The 18465-nt window shown below is 66.6% G+C and carries 15 protein-coding genes; 12 read left to right on the top strand and 3 right to left on the bottom strand.

Features of this window, described 5'->3' with window-relative positions:
• Window positions 1-15: 15 nt before the first annotated feature.
• The 4 genes from flhA (at window position 16) to HHL15_RS21235 (ending at window position 5757) form a co-directional block, all read left to right on the top strand.
• A complete protein-coding gene (gene flhA, locus HHL15_RS21250; protein ID WP_169147823.1) occupies window positions 16-2109 on the top strand; it encodes a flagellar biosynthesis protein FlhA in 2094 nt (697 codons plus the stop codon).
• 270 nt (window positions 2110-2379) lie between these two features.
• Window positions 2380-3012 (top strand): arylformamidase, encoded by a 633-nt coding sequence (gene kynB, locus HHL15_RS21245; protein WP_169147822.1) that lies wholly within the window; start codon window positions 2380-2382, stop codon window positions 3010-3012.
• A gap of 37 nt (window positions 3013-3049) precedes the next feature.
• Complete coding sequence (kynU, locus tag HHL15_RS21240; RefSeq protein ID WP_169147821.1) at window positions 3050-4300, top strand: kynureninase; 1251 nt, start codon at window positions 3050-3052, stop codon at window positions 4298-4300.
• 59 nt (window positions 4301-4359) lie between these two features.
• The gene (locus tag HHL15_RS21235) at window positions 4360-5757 is read left to right on the top strand and encodes an amino acid permease (RefSeq protein WP_169147820.1); all 1398 of its coding nucleotides are present in this window, start codon (window positions 4360-4362) and stop codon (window positions 5755-5757) included.
• A gap of 522 nt (window positions 5758-6279) precedes the next feature.
• Here the strand turns inward: HHL15_RS21235 and HHL15_RS21230 are convergent.
• Window positions 6280-7680: a DcaP family trimeric outer membrane transporter gene (locus HHL15_RS21230; RefSeq protein WP_169147819.1), complete on the bottom strand. Its 1401-nt coding sequence runs from the start codon at window positions 7678-7680 to the stop codon at window positions 6280-6282.
• A 395-nt stretch (window positions 7681-8075) separates the two neighbouring features.
• On the opposite strand from HHL15_RS21230, the gene HHL15_RS21225 reads away from it, so the two are divergent.
• Window positions 8076-8573, top strand: a complete 498-nt coding sequence (locus HHL15_RS21225; RefSeq protein ID WP_169147818.1) for an Lrp/AsnC family transcriptional regulator — start codon at window positions 8076-8078, stop codon at window positions 8571-8573.
• On the opposite strand, the gene HHL15_RS21220 is transcribed toward HHL15_RS21225, so the two are convergent.
• Window positions 8570-10117 (bottom strand): sigma 54-interacting transcriptional regulator, encoded by a 1548-nt coding sequence (locus tag HHL15_RS21220; RefSeq protein WP_169147817.1) that lies wholly within the window; start codon window positions 10115-10117, stop codon window positions 8570-8572. The genes HHL15_RS21225 and HHL15_RS21220 overlap by 4 nt on opposite strands.
• A gap of 268 nt (window positions 10118-10385) precedes the next feature.
• Here HHL15_RS21220 and HHL15_RS21215 point away from each other — a divergent pair, with 268 nt between their 5' ends.
• From HHL15_RS21215 to motD, 7 genes are all read left to right on the top strand, one after another.
• Complete coding sequence (locus HHL15_RS21215; protein WP_169147816.1) at window positions 10386-11639, top strand: D-amino acid dehydrogenase; 1254 nt, start codon at window positions 10386-10388, stop codon at window positions 11637-11639.
• A 19-nt stretch (window positions 11640-11658) separates the two neighbouring features.
• Window positions 11659-12825, top strand: coding sequence for an alanine racemase (alr, locus tag HHL15_RS21210; RefSeq protein ID WP_169147815.1), 1167 nt, complete (start codon window positions 11659-11661; stop codon window positions 12823-12825).
• Between the two features lie 116 nt (window positions 12826-12941).
• Complete coding sequence (gene flhF, locus HHL15_RS21205) at window positions 12942-14531, top strand: flagellar biosynthesis protein FlhF (RefSeq protein WP_169147814.1); 1590 nt, start codon at window positions 12942-12944, stop codon at window positions 14529-14531.
• Between the two features lies 1 nt (window position 14532).
• Window positions 14533-15318 carry a MinD/ParA family ATP-binding protein gene (locus HHL15_RS21200; RefSeq protein ID WP_169147813.1) on the top strand — a complete coding sequence of 262 codons (786 nt, stop codon included), beginning with the start codon at window positions 14533-14535 and terminating at the stop codon, window positions 15316-15318.
• 120 nt (window positions 15319-15438) lie between these two features.
• Window positions 15439-16212, top strand: a complete 774-nt coding sequence (locus HHL15_RS21195) for an RNA polymerase sigma factor FliA (protein WP_169147812.1) — start codon at window positions 15439-15441, stop codon at window positions 16210-16212.
• 20 nt (window positions 16213-16232) lie between these two features.
• Entirely contained in the window at window positions 16233-16973 is a 741-nt protein-coding gene (locus HHL15_RS21190) for a flagellar motor protein (protein WP_169147811.1), read from the top strand.
• A gap of 7 nt (window positions 16974-16980) precedes the next feature.
• On the top strand, window positions 16981-17865 hold the full coding sequence (gene motD / locus HHL15_RS21185; protein ID WP_169147810.1) for a flagellar motor protein MotD: 885 nt from the start codon (window positions 16981-16983) through the stop codon (window positions 17863-17865).
• A gap of 103 nt (window positions 17866-17968) precedes the next feature.
• Here motD and HHL15_RS21180 read toward each other — a convergent pair whose 3' ends face one another.
• The gene (locus tag HHL15_RS21180) at window positions 17969-18445 is read right to left on the bottom strand and encodes a flagella synthesis protein FlgN (protein WP_169147809.1); all 477 of its coding nucleotides are present in this window, start codon (window positions 18443-18445) and stop codon (window positions 17969-17971) included.
• Window positions 18446-18465: the final 20 nt, after the last annotated feature.

Here is an 18465-nt window from a genome sequence, read left to right as displayed (position 1 = left end):
AGGACCATGGCAACCATGAACGGTAGCCTGAACCTCCGCGCGCTCTTCTCCCTGGGCAACATCCGGCAACTGGCCGGGCCGCTCCTCATCGTGCTGATCCTGGCGATGATGGTGCTGCCCCTGCCGGCCTTCGCGCTCGACCTGATGTTCACCTTCAACATCGCCGTGTCGGTGATGGTGATGCTGGTGGCGATGTACACGAAGAGGCCGCTGGATTTCTCGGTCTTTCCGACCGTGCTGCTGGTCACCACCCTGCTGCGCCTGTCCCTCAACGTGGCGTCCACGCGGATCGTGCTGCTGGAGGGGCATACCGGGCCCGACGCGGCCGGCAAGGTCATCGAGGCCTTCGGCCACTTCCTGGTGGGGGGCAATACGGCCGTCGGCCTGGTGGTCTTCATCATTCTCACGGTGATCAACTTCGTGGTGATCACCAAGGGCGCCGGGCGGATCGCCGAAGTGGGCGCCCGCTTCACCCTGGATGCCATGCCGGGCAAGCAGATGGCCATCGACGCCGACCTAAACGCCGGCCTGATCGATGAGAAGGAAGCCAAGCGGCGGCGTGCCGAAACCTCCCAGGAGGCCGACTTCTACGGCGCCATGGACGGTGCCTCCAAGTTCGTGCGCGGTGACGCCGTGGCCGGCATCCTGATTCTCGGCATCAACGTCATCGGCGGGCTGATCGTCGGGGTACTGCAGCACAACATGGAGGTTGGCCAGGCGGCCACCAACTACACCCTGCTCACCATCGGCGATGGTCTGGTCGCCCAGCTGCCGGCCCTGATCATCTCCGTGGCGGCAGGCCTGGTGGTATCCCGGGTTGGTGACGAAGGGGACATGGGCTCCCAGGTCATCGGCCAGGTCTTCTCGAATCCCCAGGTCCTCATCCTCACCGCGGCCATCCTCGGCGTCCTTGGGTTGATCCCGGGCATGCCCAACTTCGTGTTTCTGCTGATCGCGGCCGCCCTCGGCTACCTGGCGTGGCGAGGGGGCGTGCGCCCGGTGGCAGAAGAAGAGGCCGGCACGGCCGCGCCAGCCGCGGCGCCGGTGATGCCGGCAGAGAGCCAAGAGGCCAGCTGGTCGGACGTGACCCCTGTCGACGTCCTGGGCCTGGAGGTGGGTTACCGCCTGATTCCGATGGTGGACAAGGGCCAGGATGGCGAGCTGCTCAAGCGCATCCGCGGCCTGCGCAAGAAGTTCGCCCGCGATATCGGCTTCCTGGCGGCCCCGGTACACATCCGGGACAACCTGGAACTCAAGCCGAACGCCTACCGGATCGTCCTGAAGGGCGTCGAGATTGGCGTCGGCAGCGCCTTCCCCGGGCAGTTCATGGCGATCAACCCGGGCCGGGTGTCGGGGCCGCTCAACGGCCGCGACACCACCGACCCCGCCTTTGGCCTGCCGGCGGTATGGATCGACGGCTCCCAGCGGGAGCAGGCCCATGCCCTTGGCTACACCGTGGTGGATGCCAGCACCGTGGTGGCGACTCACCTGAACCACCTGATCCTCAGCCATGCGTCGGAGTTGCTCGGCCGCATCGAGACCCAGGCCCTGCTCGACCACATCTCGAAGGAAACCCCCAAGCTGGTGGAAGACCTGGTGCCCAAGCTGCTGCCCCTGGCCTCGGTGCAGCGGGTGCTGCAGAACCTCCTCGACGAGGGCGTCAATATCCGCGACATGCGCACCATCATCGAGGTGTTGGCCGAACATGCTCCGCGGGTGCAGGACCCCCTGGAGCTCACCACGCGGGTGCGTCAGGCCTTGGGCCGGGCCATCGTGCAGGGGCTCTTCCCGGGCAATGGCGAGGTCCAGGTCATGGCCCTCGACCCGGGGCTCGAGCGTGTCCTCATGCAGGCCATGGCCGGTGGCGGGCCGGAAGGCGGGGCCATCGAGCCGGGCCTGGCCGACACCCTGCTGCGCGAGACTGCCGCTGCGGCCATGCGCATGGAAGACACCGGCCTGCCGCCGGTCCTGCTGGTGCCGGCGCCGCTGCGCTGGCTGCTGTCCCGCTTCCTGCGCCGGGCGGTGCCCACCCTCAAGGTGGTGGCCAACTCGGAAGTCCCCGAAACCCGCCTGATCCGCGTCTCGGCCCTGATTTCGGCCAACGGCTGATCCCGTACCGCCCGACCGAAAGGCCTCGCCCGCAAGGGCGGGGCCTTTTTACGTGGTGGGGCAGGCAGGCAGGGTCCTTCCCAAGGGTGTTGCGGCGCAATATCCCGGGTGGTCCGGGATGTTTGAGGGTTTCGCAATTTAATTCCTATTTTGGCTTGAAGATGGGAATTAACTTTCAAAACCCGTTTATTTGGCCACTGTTATTGCAATTTTTCCGGTTTGCCCGGGTGATACGATGATTTCGTACTCTTCCCCAAGCGAAGCCGAAAAATGCTCTACGACATCAGCCCGCCGCTCCATACCGGCATGCCAGTCTGGCCTGGCGACACCCCCTTCCAGGCATATCGCGTGTGGCGCCTCGAGCACAGCTGCCCGGTCAACGTCAGCCGCATTGCGCTGTCGACCCACGCCGGCGCGCATGCCGACGCGCCGCTCCATTACCTCGCCGGAGGCATGGCGATTGGTGATACGCCCCTTGAGCCCTACCTCGGCCCCTGCCGCCTGATCCACTGCCTGGGCGGTGGAGCGCTCGGGGCGGAAGAATTGCAGGCCGCGCTGGCCCGTCTCCCCGGGCCGCTGCCCGAACGCATCCTGCTGCGGACCTGGCTGCGCTCTCCCACCACCCGCTGGGACCCGGCGTTCCGGGCCCTGTCGGCCGCCGCCATCGACTGGCTGGGCGGGCAGGGCGTGCGCCTGATCGGCGTCGACAGCCCCTCGCTCGATCCGGCCGACAGCAAGACGCTGCCCGCCCATCACGCCGTTGCCAGGGCCGGCATGGCGATCCTCGAAAACCTGTTGCTCGACGCGGTGCCGGAGGGCGACTACGAACTCATCGCCCTGCCGCTCCGGCTGTCTGGCCTCGATGCCAGCCCGGTGCGGGCCGTGCTCAGAAGCTTCAATTGACCTTGTTTTGTTGCCCACCTCAGAAAGGAGACACATTTTGCATACCCGTGAACGTTGTATCGAGGCGGATCTCGTCGATCCCCTGGCCCCCCTCCGGCAGGAGTTCGAGCTACCGGAAGGGGTGATCTACCTGGATGGAAACTCCCTTGGCGTACTGCCGCGCGCCGCCCGGGCGCGCAGTCTGGACGTGCTGGAGAAGGAGTGGGGCGTCGGCCTGGTCCGGAGCTGGAACACGGCCGGCTGGTTTGCACTGCCGAGCCGCCTGGGCGACAAGCTGGGCCGCCTGCTGGGGGCCGGCGACGGAGAAGTGGTGGTGACCGACACCACCTCCCTGAACCTCTTCAAGGCGCTCGCCGCCGCGCTGCGCATCCAGCAGGTCGAGCGGCCGGGGCGGCGGATCATCCTGTCGGAGCGCGACAACTTCCCGACAGACCTCTACATGGTCCAGGGAATGATCGATCTGCTGCAGCAGGGCTACGAGCTGCGCCTGACCGATGACAGCCTGTCGCTGCAGGAGGCGCTGAGCGACGACGTGGCGGTGGTGCTCCTGTCCCACGTCAATTACCGCACCGGCACCATGTACGACATGGCCGCCACCACCGCCCAGGCGCATGCGGCGGGCGCGCTGCTCATCTGGGATCTGGCCCATTCGGCGGGCGCGGTGCCGGTGGATCTGCAAGGCGCGGACGCCGACTTCGCGGTGGGGTGCACCTACAAGTACCTCAATGGTGGCCCCGGCTCACCGGCCTTCATCTGGGTCTCGCCGCGGCATCAGGCGCGCTTCTGGCAGCCCCTGTCGGGCTGGTGGGGGCACAACCGGCCCTTCGACATGGCGGTGGACTACACGCCGGACCGGGGCATCCGGCGCTTTCTCTGCGGCACGCAGCCGATGCTCTCGATGTCCCTCGTCGAATGTGGCCTCGACGTGGCCCTCAAGGCCGACATGGCTGCCGTCCGGGCCAAGTCGCTGGTGCTCACCGACCTCTTCATCGAGCTGGTCGAAGCGCGCTGCGCCAGCCATCCGCTGACCCTCATCACCCCCCGTGATCACGCCGTGCGTGGCAGCCACGTGAGCTTCCTGCACCCCGACGGCTACGCCGTGATGCAGGCGCTGATCGACCGCGGCGTGATCGGCGACTACCGCGAGCCGGAAGTGCTGCGCTTCGGCATCACCCCGCTGTACGTCGGCCAGACCGACGTGTGGGATGCGGTGGAGATCCTGCGCGACATCCTGGACACCCGGGCCTGGGACCGGCCCGAGTACGCGAGGCGCTCCGCCGTGACCTGACAGGCCCCTCACACCCCGACACGCTCGTCTGCACCCAAACACTATAAGAGGAGACAACCATGAGCACATCGAGAGACTTCGAGCATATTTCAAAACGGGAGGAGGGCCTGCAGCGCCGCCTCACCGCCGGGCAAATGAGCATGATCGCCATCGGCGGTGCCATCGGCACAGGCCTCTTCATGGGCAGCAAGTTCGCCATCGGCTTTGCCGGCCCCAGCGTGCTGCTGAGCTACACCATCAGCGGCTTCATCACCCTGCTGTTGATGGGCTGCCTGGCCGAGATGACGGTCGCCCACCCCACCTCCGGCTCCTTCGGCGCCTATGCCGAGCACTACATCAGCCCGCTGGCCGGCTACCTGGTCCGCTACGCCTACTGGGCCTGCATCGTCATGGCCGTGGGCACCGAGGTGACCGCGGTGGCCGACTACATGCAGTTCTGGTTCAAGGGCGTTCCATCGTGGATCTGGATCGTCCTGTTCTCGGGGCTGCTGATCGGCGTCAACGCGGCCAGCGTAAAGGCCTTCGGATCGGTGGAATACTGGTTCTCGACGATCAAGATCTTCGCCATCGTCGGCTTCGTCCTGCTCGGCGCCTACGTGGTGTGGGGCAGCGGCAGCCCGGAATACGGCACGCAGCATCTCACCGCGCACGGAGGCTTCTTTCCCAAGGGCGTGTGGGGCATGTGGATCGCCGTGGTCATCTCCATCTTCAGCTATCTCAGCGTGGAGATGATCGCGGTGGCCGCCGGCGAAGCGGAGAACCCTGCCGTCGCGGTGAAGAAGGCATTCCGCGCGACCATGGCCCGCCTCGTGCTGTTCTACCTGCTGTCCCTGCTGATCATCCTGGCCATCGTGCCGTGGGACCGCATCGGTGAAGGCAGCAGCCCCTTCGTCACCGTGATGCAGGTGCTGCGCATTCCCTACGCGGCCGACATCCTCAACTTCGTGGTGATCGTGGCGGCCCTGTCGGCCATGAACAGCATGCTCTACATCACCACCCGCATGATGTTCAGCCTGTCACGCGGAGGCGATGCACCGGCAGCCCTCGGTGTCCTCAACAAGAACGGCATTCCCTTCAATGCGCTCATGTTGTCCACCGCCGGCATCGCCCTGGCCACCGTGATCTATGTGCTGTTCCCGGAAAAGGCCTTCACCTTGATGATGTCCTTGTCCATGTTCGGCGCCATGTTCACCTGGATGATGATCTTCGTCACCCATTACTGCTTCCGCCGCCATCACGACAAGCGGGGCGGGCTGGAGCTGCCCTTCAAGATGAAGTTCTTCCCGGTGACGACCCTGCTGGGGGCTGGCCTGATGCTCGCGATACTGGTCACCACCGCCTTTACCGACGTGTTCCGGATGACGCTGGCCTTCGGCATTCCCTTCATCCTCCTGCTGGTGCTGAGCTTCCACCTCACCCGCAAACCTGCCGCCACGCCGGCCGCTCAGGAGTCGTAGCGCCGCACCCAGGCTGCCTCGCGACCATCGAAAAGGTCACCGTCCTCCGGGACGGTGGCTTTTTCCATGGTGGAAGGGCAGGTGAAAAGCCGCCTCGAACACAAAATTACTGACACTCCCCACCCGCTGCCGGCTAACTGAGTTAACGCGTCGCGTATCTCAGTTAACGCATCGCAGATCTCAGTTAACCGATCGCGTAACTGAGTTAACGCATCGAATAACTCAGTTAACGATCTGCGGAAGTGACATCTTCAGTTCGTTAACTGACATCTTCGATCCGTTAACTCAGTTACGCGACTCGTTAACTGACATCCGGAGTCCGTTAACTGACATCCGCCACCGCGGATTTGAGTTAGCCGCCACCGACATTGAGTAAACGCCTCCGCGCACAGCTTTCCGCGCCTCCGGTGCTCGAGCTGGACGGCGGAGGTCTGCATCACGGCGTGGCTTTTCTGCGTCACGCACCAGCAAAAAGGCCATCCCCGGAGGAATGGCCTTGATACTTCCGGGCGGCTTGGCGTTTCAGTTGAGGTTGTAGCGCACCATCATGTTGATGCGTGACATGTCGCCCTTCTCGCCGAGCAAGGTCTCGCGGCGGCCGAAGATGTACTCCAGGCCCACGTCCATGGCCTTTACCGGGTTCCAGATACCGCCAAAGTGGAACTGGCTGATGCGCCGGTTGACGCCGTACTGGCCGCCGCCGAAGCCGTTGCGGATGGCCAGGTCGGTGTAATCGTTGTCGGAGGTGCGCTGCGCCCCGTAAACGGCGTTGAGCCGCAGGCTGTCGCTGATCTTGTGCTGGTAGCCGAGCACCACCCCGACCGCCTTTTCCATCTCGATGCGTTGCTGCACGCTGTCGTAGGCGGCGCCCTGGATCATGTTGAAGTAGCGGCCGATGCCCGTGCCGCCGGTGATGCCCCAGGTGAAGAAGTCGTCGCCGATCGACTTGATCTGGCCGCTGGCAGCAAAGCCATTGCCGCGTCGAGCCTGGCTGCCGAGGGCGCCTTCGATGCGATGTTCGTGGGACACCGTGCGCAGGCTCAGGGCGCCCCAGTCGAAACGCTTGTCCCAGCGGGCGATGAGGTCGGGCACCTTGGAGAAGCCGTCGGTGGTGGCGCGTCCGCTGCTGTCCAGCACATAGCTCACCGAGTTTTCGATGGCGCCGCTGAAGTCGCCCCAGTCCTGGGTGCTGTGGGTGTAGCGGATCTGCGGCTGGCGGATGAAGGTGGAGCCGATCGGGCCGTTGAAATCCACGGTTTCCGGGGCGTTATTGACGTCCATGAAGGTGGACCAGCTCTGGCCGACCAGCAGACCGCCGATCCGCACGTAGGCATGGCGCAGCCGGAAGTCGTAGCTGTTGGTGTTGAGCTGGGTGTAGATGTTGCGCAGGTCGCCATAGACCGCCGAGTTGCCGGTGCGCGGGTCGTTGTTGAAGTCACCCTCGATCTTCATCGAGGCAGGGCCCAATGGCGTGGGGGTGGCCGCCTCCAGGCCGATGCGGGAGGTTCGGGCGTGCATGTAGGTCTGTCCCTTGCGCTGCGCTTCGGGGCTGCCGTTGAGGGGCATGAAGGGGGTGAAGGTGGAATAGTCATTGGCGCTGTTGTCGCCCTTGCTCTCGTGCACCATGTTCAGTTCGGCGCTGCCATAGATGCGCAGCGAGGTCTCCGACCCGGGCAGGCGGAAGGAGTTGGGGATGCTCCCCGCCACCACGGCCTGTTTGTCCTGGCTGGCCACCTTGTCGCGCAGGGCGGCGACTTCCTGGGCGCTCGGCGTTGAGCGTTTCAGGGCCTCGAGTTGTTCCTGCAACTGCTTCAACTGCGTTTCCAGCTCCGCCATGCGGTCCGGGCCGGCGGCGTGGGCGAGGCTGCCCGTGCCGCCGAGACCGGCGATGACGAGGGCGGTGAAAATCTGCTTGGCCTTCATGACTCCTCCTTGTTGTATGTGTTGAGGCTCTCTTGCTTGGATGGGCCCGTGGGAATGCGGGCAAGACTTCTCCCTGGCCGTTGGGAAGGCCATGACGGAAGAATCGGGTTAAGGCCGCCGTTTATGGCGGCAGGCGCTCAGGGGACTGGCGGTGGAATGGGGGCGTGGGCGATGCGCCGGCTCGGCATGCTCAAGGCGGATCGGCTGGGTGACCCCCACGCGTCAGGGCGGGCGGCAAGGGGAGAGGGGGCTGCCATCGGGCGGTGCTCCAAGGGGGTCAGGACAGATTTATGGTAGCACCGGGCTTGGCGGCAGAAATTGCAATAGTGGATTGTGGTTTGTCGATTTTTGGAAGAATATTCTCGTTATTGTTTCTTTAAGAATGGAAATTGCGAATGCAGCTGGATGTGATCGATATGCGCATTTTGGTTGCGCTGCAGCACAACGGGCGCCTCAGCAATCAGGATCTGGCCGACCGGATCGCGCTTTCACCGTCGGCGTGTTTGAGGCGCGTGCGGGCGCTCGAAGATCACGGCCTGATCCGCGGCTATCACGCCTTGCTGGACGCCCGTAAGCTGGGTTTTGAGCTGGAGGCGGTGGTCCATGTCACCCTCGACCGGGAGGAGGAGGACTGGCACAACAAGTTCAACGAGCAGATCCGGGTCTTCGATGAGGTCACCACCGCCTATGTGGTGAGCGGGCCGTGCAACTACGTGCTCCACGTGCGCACCCGCACGCTGGCCGAGTTCTCGCGCTTCATCATCGACAAGCTCAACAAGCTCCCGGGCATGCGTGACATCTGCTCCTACATCGTGATGGAGACCATCAAGAGCACCACGCTGCGCCTGCCCATCGACGACAGCCAGCTGGTGCGGCCGCCGCCGGGCCTCTAGCCGCCGCCCGCGTCGCCGCCGATGCCATAGCGCCGCAGGCGCTGGGCGATGGCCGAGTGGGAGGTGCCGAGGCGCTGGGCGAGGCGCCGGGTGGAAGGAAATTCACGGTAGAGGTGGAGCAGCAGCTTCTTCTCGTAGGCCGCCATCGCCGCGTCGAGGGTGGTGGCCTCGCCGGGGGCGGGTTCGCCGGCGTCGCTGCGGGTGCTGCGGGCCAGCTCCAGGGCATCGCGGTCGATGATCGTCCTTTCGGCAATGGTGACGGCGCGGAAGATCACGTTCTGCAGCTCCCGCACATTGCCGACCCAGGGGTTGGCCAGCAGGGCGGCGTTGGCCGACGGCGACAGGCGCATCGGCGAGCGGCCGGTCTGCGCGCAGGCCCGCTCGAGAAAGAGCTCGGCCAGCGGCAGGATGTCTTCCGGCCGCGCTCTCAGTGGTGGCACCTGCAGGTTGAGCACATTCAGGCGGAACAGCAGATCCTGGCGGAACTGGCCGTTCTCCACCATGGCTTCGAGGGGCCGGTGGGTGGCGCTGATCAGGCGCACGTCGACTTGTATCTCCCGGTCGCCGCCCACCCGGCGAAAGCGTCCGTCGTTGAGGAAGCGCAGGAGCTTGGCCTGCAGGTAGGGCGACATCTCGCCCACTTCATCCAGAAACACCGTGCCACCGTCGGCCAGCTCCAGCAGGCCCGGCTTGCCGCCACGCAGGGCGCCGGTGAAGGCGCCGGCGGCGTAGCCGAAGAGTTCGCTCTCGGCCAGGCTCTCGGGCAGTGCCGCGCAGTTCAGGGCAAAGAAGGCCTGGTCGCGACGCGTGCTGGCCTGGTGGCAGGCGTGGGCGAGGAGCTCCTTGCCGGTGCCGGTCTCGCCGGTGATCAACAGGGGCGCGTCCACCAGGGCCATGCGCGCCGCGCGCTGCTTCAACTGCTCCAGGCTGGGAGATTGCCCGAAGATGCGTTCAAAGCCGCCAGCGTCCAGGTTGCGCAGGGCGCTGAGGCGCTCGCCGGTGCGGCTGGGGGCGTAAAGCGTCAGCATGGCGCCGGCGATGCGGCCGCTCTCGTGGAGGGGCAGGGCCTCCATCAGATAAGGTTCGCCGCCCAGTTCGATCTCCCGCGGGGCGAGGTGGAAGCCCTGCTCGGCGAGGGTGCCGAGCAGGCCCGGCAGACCCAGCAGTGCCGGCAGGGAGGCCTCCCGCAGGGCGCTTTCATCGAGGCCGCTGGCGCGGGTGGCGGCGGCATTGGCCAGCACGATGCGTCCGCCGGCGTCGATGGCGAACACCGGGTCCGGTTGGGCGGTGAGCAGCGCATCCAGGTAGAGGCGGCGCTGGGCGCCGGGCAATATGGCGACCGCTTCGACGCTGCACACGCCGCGTATCGCCAGCAGCTGGGTCTGCAGGCCGGCCAGGCCATCCGGGTCGAGGGCCGGGGCCTCTATATAGATGTGAGGCGGGTCCACCTCGACCGCCGTCACGTTGAGGGCGCGGGTGGCGAGGGCCGCGAGGATCTCCTGGGCCATGCCGACCCGATCGGTGAAGAAGACAGCGATGCGCATGGGGATTCAACTGTGTTGATTTGTGCGCAGTGTATGTAAATCGATACGGATCTTCAATTCACTGAATCAGAAGTGATTTTTCCGGGCCCTGGAGATTGTTCGGGCATCTTGTAACGATATCAATACGATTTGTGCTTCAGTTTTTCGCGCGTATTTTCTATGTCCATGTTTTTAATGGATTAATTTTTCTGGCATGAGCGTTGCAATGCCTGCTTGAGGGCTGCACGAGGCGGCCCGTCCCCATGCAGAGTGTCCAGGAGAAAAGATCATGCGCGTTGCCGTGCTCGGGAGTGGAGTCATCGGAACCACCATTGCCTATTACCTTGCCCGCGACGGGCATGAGGTCACTGTCGTCGAGCGTCAGCCAGGGCCCGCCCTGGAGACGAGCTTTGCCAACGCCGGGGAGGTGTCGCCCGGCTACTCCGCACCCTGGGCCGGGCCGGGGGTGCCGCTGAAGGCGATCAAGTGGTTGCTGATGCATCACAGCCCGCTGGTGATCAAGCCCTTCCTCGACCCTTCCATGCTGCGCTGGTGCGCGTCCATGCTGCGCAACTGCACCGAAGCGCGCTATCGCATCAACAAAGGCCGGATGGTGCGCCTGGCTGAATACAGCCGGGACTGCCTCAAGGCGCTGCGGGCCGACACCGGCATCCGCTATGACGAGCGGACCCAGGGCACGCTGCAGCTCTTCCGCAACCAGGCGCAGCTCGACGGGGTGGGTAAGGATGTGGAGATCCTGAAAGCGTTCGGCGTGCCCTTCGAACTGCTCGATCGTCCGGGCTATCTGGCCCACGAGCCGGCGCTGGCCGGTGTGCAGCACAAGTTTGTCGGCGGGCTGCGCCTGCCAGGTGACGAGACGGGGGATTGCTACCTGTTCACCCGGGCGTTGGCCGACATGGCACGGGAGATGGGCGTGGACTTCCGCTTTGGCGAGCACATCCACGGGCTGCAGCGGGCGGGGGGGAGGATTGCCGGCGTGCACACGTCGCGTGGCGAGATCAAGGCCGACGCCTATGTGCTGGCGCTCGGCAGTTACTCGAAGGCGATGCTGGCGCCATTGGGCATCCGGGTGCCGGTTTATCCGGTGAAGGGCTATTCCATCACCGTGCCCATCCTCGATGCGGCACAGGCGCCGGAGTCCACCCTCATGGACGAGACCCACAAGGTGGCGGTCACGCGTCTCGGCGACCGGATCCGGGTGGGCGGCACAGCCCAGCTGTCGGGCTTCGACCTGAGCCTGGATGCGGCCCGGCGCAGCACCCTGGAGTTCGTCGTCGGCGATCTGTTTCCGCATGGCGGTGATGTGGCACGGGCTGAATTCTGGACCGGACTGCGACCGATGACGCCGGATGGGACGCCCATCGTCGGGGAAACGTCTTATCCGAACCTTTATCTGAGTACCGGCCACGGCACCCTGGGCTGGACCATGGCGGCGGGTACCGGCCGGGTGATGGCCGACATCATCGGCGGCCGGTCCCCGGAGATCCGCGTCGATGACCTGGCTGTTTCCCGCTACGCCTGAGCTTGCCTGGAGAGATCCCATGTTTCTGTCTTCACCTTTCTTCTCGCCGGACAACGCCGGAGCCTTCCTGGAGGTCGATCTGGGAGCCATCCAGGCCAACTGGCGGCTGCTCAGGTCGCGCCTGGAGGGCGCCGAGTGCGCCGCGGTGGTCAAGGCCGACGCCTACGGGCTGGGCGCCCGGCAGGTGGCCGAGGCCTTGTACCGGGTCGGCTGCCGGCGCTTCTTCGTGGCCCACCTCGGCGAGGGCATGGCCTTGCGGCTGGTGTTGCCGTCCGATGCGCAGATCCATGTGCTGCACGGCGTGCCGGCGGGCTGTGAAGCCGACTGCCTGGCGCATGGGCTGGTGCCGGTGCTCAACAGCGTGGCCCAGCTGCGGGCCTGGCAGCAGCTGGCAGGCAGGCAGGGGCGCGCGCTGCCGGCCATCCTGCAGGTGGATACCGGGATGGCCCGGCTCGGGCTGGCCGCCGACGAGCTGGCGGCCCTGGTCGGGGCGCCGGGTGGGCTGGAAGGCATCGTGCCGCGCCATCTGATGAGCCACCTGGTCGCCGCGGAGGATCCGGCCGAGGGGATCAACCGGCTGCAGCTCGAACGCTTCCGGCAGGCGCGCAGCCTGCTGCCCGGCGTAAAGGCCAGCCTGGCCAATTCGTCGGGGATCTTCCTCGGACCGGAGTACCACTTCGACCTGGCCCGGCCCGGCGCGGCCCTCTACGGGGTGGCGCCGGTGGTGGGGCAGGCCAATCCGATGCGTGCGGTGATCCGGCTGCGTGCGCGGGTCATCCAGACCCGCCGGGTGCCGGTCGGCGCCGGGGTGGGCTATGGCCACGCCTGGCAGGCGCAGCGTCCGTCGCGCATCGCCACGCTGGCGGTGGGCTATGCCGACGGTTATCTGCGCAGCCTGGGCAACCGGGGGGAGGTCGGCTTCGAGGGGCGGCGCCTGCCGGTGATCGGCAAGGTGTCGATGGACACCCTCACCGTGGATGTTACGGACGTGCCGGAGGGCCACCTGGAGGAGGGCGGCCTGGTTGACGTCGCCGACCCGCTGGGCGACGTGGATGCGATCGCCAGCCGGGCCGGGACCATCGGCTATGAAGTCCTGACCAGCCTCGGGCGGCGCTATGCGCGCAGTTATGTGGGCGCGGAGGTGGAGGGCGGCCAGCAGGAAGGCACGTTGCAGAAGGGGGAATAGCGCCCTAAAACCCGTCTTTTCCGGGGGATCGATTTTCTTTTTCGTGGAGATAATCGAAGCTACCGAAGTGCCCATCATGGGCCCATGAAAGCCTTCGTACCCCCGGAGACAGGAGCATGAACGTCAAGCGCTACTTTGCCAAAACCGCCCGCGAGGCCCTTCGCATGCTGAAGGACGACCTCGGGCCGGATGCGGTCGTGCTCTCCAACCGGGCGGCGAACGGCGGGGTCGAGATCCTCGCCCTGCCGGCCAATGATGTGGCCGCGCTGCAGTCGGCCCAGCGTGCGCGCAATCAGGCGGCTGCGGCGGCCGCGGCGGCGGCAACTGCCGCGCCGGCCCGTCCCGCCGCGCCGGTGCCGGCGCCTCCCTTGCCGAAGACCGCCGAGGAGTTCTTCGACGACGATTTCCGGGTCAGCCTGTCCCGCGCGGCAGAAAGCCGGCCACGCCCGGCGGCACCGCCGGCCGCGCAGCCTGCTGCTCCGCAGGCGGCCCCCGCACAGCCCCAGGCGGCGCGTCCGGCGGCTCCGGCGCCGCAGCGGCCGGCCGACATGCAGCCCTTCAGCCCGCCGCGGGTCGAGTTGTCGCGGGAAGTATTCAACGCGGCGACCTCCCAGGTGCGCCGCCCGTCCGCCGAGCCGGCCCCCCGCTCGCCCTTGCGCTCCGATGCACCGCCCGCGCCCCGCGAGGCGCCACCCCGTCCGCGCCCGACCGGGGTGGAAGAGGAGGCACGCATCCGCGCCCTGGAGTCGGCCAACTCCCAGATGGCTAACGAACTGGCCACCATCCGCGGCATGATCGAACGGCAGCTCGCCGGCTTCGCCTGGGGCGAGATGGGGCGTAGCGCCCCGGGCCGCACCCGGCTGATCGGCGATCTGCTCGAGGCGGGTTTCTCCGCGGTGCTGGCCCGTGAGCTGGCCGAGAGCGTGCCCGAGGACGAGGCCCCGGAAGAAGCCCACCGCCTGCTCCACGAGGCCCTGGATGCGCGCTTCCAGGCCATGGCCAGCGACGCGGATATCATCGACCGGGGCGGCGTGTTCGCCCTGGTGGGGCCGACCGGGGTCGGCAAGACCACCACCACCGCCAAGCTGGCCGCCCGTTGCGTGGTGCGCCACGGTGCCGACAAGCTGGCCCTGATCACCACCGACAGCTACCGGATCGGTGCCCACGAGCAATTGCGCATCTATGGCCGCATCCTGGGCGTGCCGGTGTTCGTGGTGCGCGACGCTACCGACCTGCGCGAGACCCTGGCCGGCCTGCGCGACAAGCACATGGTGCTGATCGATACCATGGGGATGAGCCAGCGCGACAAGATGGTGGCCGAACAGGCCGCCATGCTGACCGGCGCGGGCAAGGTGTCGCGCCTGCTGCTGCTCAATGCCACCAGCCGTGGTGACACCCTCGACGACGTGATCCGCGCCTATGCCGGCGATGACCTGGCCGGCGTGGTGTTCACCAAGATGGACGAGGCCATGTCCCTGGCGCCGGTGCTGGATGTGGCTATCCGCCACCGCGTGCAGGTCTATTACGTGGCCAACGGGCAGCGCGTGCCGGAAGACCTGCACCTGCCCAATCGCGACAAGCTGCTGACTCAGGCACTGCACGAGCTGCCCGCCAGTTCCCCCTTTCGGCTCGAGTCCCTGGAAGCCGGCCTGCTGATGGCCTCCGCCGGCAAGGCGGCGACCAACGGTCTGCACGGAGGGGCTTGAGATGCTGCACGCCTCCGATCAGGCCGCCGGCCTGCGCCGTCTTTTCCGTCGTACCCATTCTGCAGTGGTGGCCGTGTTTGCCTGCGGGCGCCGTCCGGATGCCCTGGCCCTGCAGACCCTGCTGGCCTTGACCGAAGGCGCGCACCGGGTCGTGGTGATCGATGAGCATGCCCCCGGGCAGGGTTCCCTGCTGAGCACTGCCGGTCTGCCGGAAGACGGTGATCTGCTGGGCGCGCTGGAGGGCCACCACGATGTGACCGAGACCATGCGCGAGGTGGCGGACGGGCTCTGGGTGGTGCCGGCCGCGGCCACCGTGCAGGCCGCCTCCCTGCTCGACGACACCCACCATGCCCGCCTCGAGGCCGGCCTGACCGAGCTCCAGCGGCGCGCCGATCTGCTGGCCATCCACGCGGTGGGCGATCCCCGCCAGCTGACGCCCTTCGCCCGCGCGGCGGCCCGCCACCTGCTGGTGGTTGAGGCCAGTGGCGTGGGCGCGCGCAGCGCCTGCCAGTGGATCAAGGGTCTGGCGGCGGCCGGCGCCGGTTCGCTGGAGGTGGCGGTCAGCGGCGCCCGTGACCGGGCCGATGCGACCGCGCTGTTTGCCAGCCTCAACGACTTCACCGGAAGGCATGTGGGCCTGCCCCTGGTCTGGCGGGGGGAGGTGGAACGGGATGCACTGGCCGAGTCGATGACGGCCCCGCTGGGTGAGCGGCACCCGGCCGAAGGGGCCAGCGCATTCATCCGGCGCCTGCGGGCCTGCTCATCCCCGGCGAGCGTGACGGGCTGAATGAGTCGAGTCGTTTTGTGAGATATTGTTTTGTGGGTCGCGTTGAAGCCTGTCGTTGCCGATGAGTCTTCCATCACGCAGCGCATCGCCCGGAAACCCAGACCAGAAAGCTGAGCCCTGATGTACACCGCCTCCGGAACCCTTGATAAAGAACAGCTCGTCGTCCAGTACGCGCCATTGGTCAAGCGCATCGCCTACCACCTGATGGCCAAACTGCCGGCCAGCGTGCAGGTGGAGGACATCATCCAGAACGGCATGCTCGGCCTGCTCGACGCGATCAACCGCTACGAGGAAGGCCTGGGGGCGCAATTCGAGACCTATGCCGTGCAGCGCATCCGCGGGGCCATGCTCGACGGCCTGCGTGAGAACGACTGGCTGCCCCGCAGCCTGCGGCGGGACATGCGGCGCATCGAAGCGGCGGTCCATCAGCTCGAGCAGCAGCATGGCCGCCATCCCACCGAAAAGGAGCTGGCCGATTCCCTCGGCCTGCCGCTCGCCGACTACCAGCACATGCTGCAGGAGGCGCGGGGTTATCAGCTCGTCTATTTCGAAGACTTTGCCGGCGATGGCGAAGAAGACTACCTGGAACGCCATATCACCCTCGAAGGCAACGACCCGCTGACCCTCTTGCTCGAGGGCAACATGCGGGATGTGCTGATCAAGGCGATCGACGACCTGCCCGACCGGGAAAAGACCGTGATGGGCCTCTATTACGAGCAGGACATGAACCTGAGGGAGATCGGCGAGGTGCTCGGGGTGTCCGAGTCGCGGGTCTGCCAGCTCCACAGCCAGGCCATCGCCCGCCTGCGCTCGCGCATTTCCGGTGCCATCCAGAATCCTGCCAAGACCAAGTCTGATGGCCGCGGCCGCGGTCGCCGGCCGGCTGCACCCTGACCCGGATAGAGGTTGCGTCCATGGACAGCATCAGCCTGATCGGCATCACCCTTGCCCTGGCCGCCATCCTGGTGGGGCAGGTGCTGGAAGGGGGGCATGTCGGCTCCCTGATCCAGCCCACGGCCTTTCTCATCGTCATCGGCGGCACCCTGGGGGCGGTGATGCTGCAGAGTTCCCTGAGGGTCTTCAAGGCCGGCATGCAGATGATCCGCTGGGTCTTCATGCCGCCGCGCCTCGATCACGCGGGGCTGATCGCCGACGTGGTGAACTGGAGCCATGTGGCCCGCAAGGAGGGGCTGCTGTCGCTGGAGAGCCAGATCCCGTCGATCGATGATCCCTTCATCCGGAAGGGCCTTCAGCTGCTGGTCGACGGGGTCGAGCCGGAACGCCTTCGGGAGGTGCTGGAGGTCGAGATCGATACCTGGGAAGGCCAGATGAAGCAGGGCGCGAAGATCTGGGAGGCGGCGGGCGGCTATGCGCCGACCATCGGCATCCTGGGGGCGGTGATGGGCCTGATCCACGTGATGGAGAACCTCTCCGATCCGTCCAAGCTGGGCTCCGGCATCGCGGTGGCCTTCGTGGCGACCATCTACGGGGTGGGCTCCGCCAACCTGATCTTCCTCCCGGTATCGAAGAAGCTGCTCGGCGTCATCGGAACCCTCACCTCCATGCGGGAGATGCTGGTGGATGGGCTGGTTGGCATCGCCAACGGCGACAACCCGCGCATCATCGAGAGCCGCCTGCAGGGTTACGCGGGCTAGACCGACCATGGCCAGGCGCAGGAAGGGTGAGGAGGAGCACGAGAACCACGAGCGCTGGCTCGTCTCCTACGCCGACTTCATCACCCTGCTGTTCGCCTTCTTCGTGGTGATGTACTCCCTGTCGTCGCTCAACGAGGGCAAGTACCGCATCATGTCGGACTCGGTGGTGAATGCCTTCCGCAACATCGCCACCAACAGCGACGGGCAGCGCATCGTCTCCAGCCCCATTCCGTCGATCCGCCCGAGCACTCAGTCGCCGCCCTCGGAGGCCGCGGAGGAGGCCCGCAAGTCGCGCGCCGAGCGGGTCAAGAACATGGCCGAGGAGATCCGCAAGGTGCTTGCGCCGTTGGTGGCGGACGGTCAGGTGCGGGTCACCGAGGGGGCTTTCGGCATCACCGTGGAGATCAACGCCAGCGTGCTGTTCGCACCGGGAGAGGCCAACCTGGGGCCGGACGCCAAACGCGCCCTGCGGGCGGTGGCCGACGTGGTGGCGGGGGCGGAGTTTCCGATCACGGTGGAAGGGCACACCGACATCACGCCGATCGCCACCGCCATGTTCCCGTCCAACTGGGAGCTGTCGGCCGTGCGTGCGTCCAGCGTGGTGCGGCTGTTTGTCGAAGGCGGTGTGCGTCCTTCGCGCCTGACCGCCGCGGGCTATGGCGATCAGCGGCCGGTGGCGGACAACGCCAACGCCGATGGGCGGGCGCGCAACCGCCGGGTGACGATCCTCATCGAGTCGCGCGTGGTCGAGGCCGAGCCACCGCCCCGGCCGGTGAGGGCGTCGGGGGTGACGGATTCGATCCTGCCGGCCGATGCGGCCCCGCCGGTGCCTGTCGCGCCGCCCGCATCGCAACCGTCCGCGCCGCAAGCGCCTGCCACCGCCAGGCCATGAGGCGCGCGGCCCGGGCACGCGGATCTTCCGGACGAACCTGACATTCCGCTCGCAAGGGCGAGGGGAGCGCGGCGGATCGCTATGTGGCGGGTGTTGTGGAGGCTCAGACCGAGCCGAGGTGGCGACTGGAGGCGGTGGGCCTGGATTGACCGTCGGGTCCGTAGATCTGGGGGTGTTCGGCCGCCGCGAGCAGGGTGGTGAGGGCCTGCTGGTTGTTCTGCAGGCGCTCCACGATCAACTGGCCGTTGACCCGGTTGCGCTCTTTGGCCTCTTCGGCCAGGGTCACGATCTCTTCCCATGCGGTCAGCGCATCGGGCGCCTGGGCCAGGACGATGCGGATGTTCTCGTTGCTGACCTTTGCGCCAACCCGGGCGAACATCATGGTGCGTTCGTCGGACAGGCGCTGGAGGCTGCGATAAAGCTGGGTCTTTTCTTCTGCAATCGTGCTGAGCGCGTCGATCTGACCCGCGATCAGCAGGGCTTCCTCGCGCTTCAGGAGTTCCAGGAATGTCCGCATGCCGGTGCGCTCGTCATGGATCAGACGGGCGAGCCGGTTGGAGAGGCCTGGATCGGCAGCCATGTCAGTGTTGCCCGCGCAGA

This window comes from Zoogloea dura (assembly GCF_012927165.1).
GTDB lineage: Bacteria > Pseudomonadota > Gammaproteobacteria > Burkholderiales > Rhodocyclaceae > Zoogloea > Zoogloea dura.
Note: the sequence above shows the minus strand (reverse complement) of the source record. Positions and strands in the feature narration are given on the sequence as shown.

Excerpts from the sequence above, each read along its gene's own strand:
- flhA (WP_169147823.1), top strand. The coding sequence starts at position 16 with ATGAACGGTAGCCTGAACCTCCGCGCGCTCTTCTCCCTGGGCAACATC.
- kynB (WP_169147822.1), top strand. The coding sequence starts at position 2,380 with ATGCTCTACGACATCAGCCCGCCGCTCCATACCGGCATGCCAGTCTGG.
- HHL15_RS21235 (WP_169147820.1), top strand. The coding sequence starts at position 4,360 with ATGAGCACATCGAGAGACTTCGAGCATATTTCAAAACGGGAGGAGGGC.
- HHL15_RS21230 (WP_169147819.1), bottom strand. The coding sequence starts at position 7,680 with ATGAAGGCCAAGCAGATTTTCACCGCCCTCGTCATCGCCGGTCTCGGC.
- HHL15_RS21225 (WP_169147818.1), top strand. The coding sequence starts at position 8,076 with ATGCAGCTGGATGTGATCGATATGCGCATTTTGGTTGCGCTGCAGCAC.
- HHL15_RS21220 (WP_169147817.1), bottom strand. The coding sequence starts at position 10,117 with ATGCGCATCGCTGTCTTCTTCACCGATCGGGTCGGCATGGCCCAGGAG.
- HHL15_RS21215 (WP_169147816.1), top strand. The coding sequence starts at position 10,386 with ATGCGCGTTGCCGTGCTCGGGAGTGGAGTCATCGGAACCACCATTGCC.
- alr (WP_169147815.1), top strand. The coding sequence starts at position 11,659 with ATGTTTCTGTCTTCACCTTTCTTCTCGCCGGACAACGCCGGAGCCTTC.
- flhF (WP_169147814.1), top strand. The coding sequence starts at position 12,942 with ATGAACGTCAAGCGCTACTTTGCCAAAACCGCCCGCGAGGCCCTTCGC.
- HHL15_RS21200 (WP_169147813.1), top strand. The coding sequence starts at position 14,533 with ATGCTGCACGCCTCCGATCAGGCCGCCGGCCTGCGCCGTCTTTTCCGT.
- HHL15_RS21195 (WP_169147812.1), top strand. The coding sequence starts at position 15,439 with ATGTACACCGCCTCCGGAACCCTTGATAAAGAACAGCTCGTCGTCCAG.
- HHL15_RS21190 (WP_169147811.1), top strand. The coding sequence starts at position 16,233 with ATGGACAGCATCAGCCTGATCGGCATCACCCTTGCCCTGGCCGCCATC.
- motD (WP_169147810.1), top strand. The coding sequence starts at position 16,981 with ATGGCCAGGCGCAGGAAGGGTGAGGAGGAGCACGAGAACCACGAGCGC.
- HHL15_RS21180 (WP_169147809.1), bottom strand. The coding sequence starts at position 18,445 with ATGGCTGCCGATCCAGGCCTCTCCAACCGGCTCGCCCGTCTGATCCAT.